This window comes from Pseudoalteromonas sp. S1727, from assembly GCF_005886375.1.
GTDB classification, from domain to species: Bacteria; Pseudomonadota; Gammaproteobacteria; order Enterobacterales; family Alteromonadaceae; genus Pseudoalteromonas; species Pseudoalteromonas haloplanktis.
The window spans coordinates 1-2577 of the sequence record NZ_PNDT01000113.1 but is presented as its reverse complement, the minus strand read 5'-3'; the positions used below and the strand labels follow the sequence as shown (position 1 = coordinate 2577).

1 pseudogene is annotated in these 2577 nt (G+C 45.7%); it reads left to right on the top strand.

Annotation, left to right across the window (positions count from 1 at the left end):
* A pseudogene (locus CWB85_RS19485) lies at positions 1-2577 on the top strand (hypothetical protein); the annotation flags it as partial.

Below are 2577 nucleotides of genomic sequence, written 5' to 3'. Positions count from 1 at the left end.
AGAAGTCAATCCAGCCACCTTTGGTGGGGTTGCAAATGATATTGAAACTGGTCAAGCCGTTGAAGTCACGGTAACCGATAGCCAAGGCGCGACGCTGACCTTTAATACCATGGTACGTAATGGCTACTTTATTATTGAAGATGGGGATTTATCCGGACTTGCGGATGGCGATCTCACTTTTACCGCCAATACGACTGATATTAACGGCAACCCAGCGACCGCAACCACCACAGTCGTGAAAAACACTGCACCGGTTGAAATCACCATTGATATCGACACTCTTCAGGACGATGTCATTAATGATGCGGAATCGCCACTGGTTGATATCACCGGCACCACAGTGAATGTGCAAGACGGTGCCGTTGTGACGGTTATTTTAACCGATGCCAATGGCACTACATTGCGCTTTACCACCACTGTAGCTAACAATACTTGGCGTTTAGATAATGTGGATACATCAACATTATTAGATGGCAGCATCACCGGCACAGCGACTGTCACCAATAGTGTGGGTAACTCAGGCTCAGCACAAGAGATTGTTGGCAAAGATGTGGTGGCGAACATCACAGTACAACTTAACGACGCCGACCAAGTAATTAATCAAACTGAGGCTAAGCTCAATAACTTCTCTGGCAGCGTCACCGATGTCGAAGACGGCCGAACAGTCACCCTCACGTTGACTGATAAAAATGGTGCAACCGTTACAGCAACAACCTTGATTGTTAACGGTCTATGGACGTTGGGAGATGTGGACTTATCATCCCTTGCTGATGGTGAGATCACGGCAAGCGTGGCAGTTTCTGACGTGGCTGAAAATCCAGCCAATAACAGCATCACCTTTACTAAAGACACCACAGCGACGATTTCGATTACAGTTGAAGACGCTGACCAAATTATCAATGCTGCAGAACAAAGTGCGGTGAGCGTATCAGGTGTGGCAATGGGCATAGAAGATGGCCAAACAGTCATTATTTCTGTCACCGATAGCCGCGGCACTACACGCACTAACGACTCAGTTACCTTAGTTGATGGAAAATGGTCGCTTAGTGACGTAGATATCAACGATCTCGCCGAAGGCGATTTAGTCGTCACCGTTACCAGCACTGATAGTGCTGGCAATGTGGCAACAAGCACGGTAACTGTGGTTAAAGATACCCAAGCCGCGCTAACTATAGATGTTGCTTCTGGTACTGATGATCTTCTCAACGCCCGTGAAATAAGTAACGTTTTGATCAGTGGCTCAGCTACCGGTATTGAAGAGGGTCAACGTTTAACAATAACCATCACTGACAGCGCCAACATACAACAAACATACCAAGCAACTGTCACTAACGGGCTTTGGTCGTTAGGCGAACTTGATTTATCTGACTTTGCTGAAGGCCCACTAGAGTTTGATGTAGCAGGCAATGATATAGCAGGAAACTCAGCAACAGCAAATACACAAGTATTTAAAGACACAGTATCTGTGATCTCTGTACAAATTAAGCATAATGGCGACGAGATCCTCAATAGCACAGAAGTAGACCCAGCAGTATTTGGTGGTGCGGCTAATGATATAGAAACAGGTCAACCCGTCGTCATCAAAGTGGTTGATGCAAATGGTCAAACTCTGACATTTAATACCACTGTAAAAAATGGCTTTTTTATAATTGAAGATGGTGACTTAAGTGGCCTTGCCGATGGTACCTTAACGTTTACAGCAACCAGTATTGATAGTAATGGAAATGTAGCAACGGCTTCAAATACCGTTATCAAAAATACAGCCCCTATTGATATCACCATTGATATCGACACCCTCCAAGACAATATTATTAATGCTGTAGAAGCGCCGGTGGTTGATATCACCGGTACGGTGAGTAATGTTGAAGATGGTCAAACTGTCACTGTTACTCTCACCGATGGCGTAAACACCATTACTCGTACTGCTGTCGTTAATGGCGACGTGTGGATGATTAGTGATATTGATACCCGTATCTTAAAAGACGGCGATATCACCGGCACAGCCACCGTAACGAACCAAGCAGGTAATTCAGGCTCAAGCCAAGAAGTCGTACAAAAAGACGTCGTCGCAGATATTAACGTGACATTTAATGACGTTGACCAAATCATTAATACCGCCGATAGCACAACCAATAGCTTCTCGGGCACCGTGAGTAATGTGGAAGATGGCCAACTCGTCACCCTCACCTTCACTGATACGAATGGCAACACAACCCAAGTAACCACCACCGTCACCAGTGGCTTATGGGCTATTGATAATGTTGATTTAACCGGCCTTACTGATGGTCAAATCACCGCAACCGCGTCAATTAACGATGTTGCAGAAAACCCAGCCTCGGCAACACTCTCTGTTAATAAAGACACCGTCGCCACAATCACCGTAAACGTGATTGATACCGACCAAGTGATTAATAACGCTGAGCAAAGTGCCGTGGATTTATCGGGCGCTGTAAGCGGTATTGAAGAAGGCCAAACCGTGACTATCACCGTCACTGATAGCCAAAACCGCAGCCTTGAATTTACCACCACCGTTGTCAATGGTGCCTGGGCATTGGCTAATCTTGATTTAACTGTGTT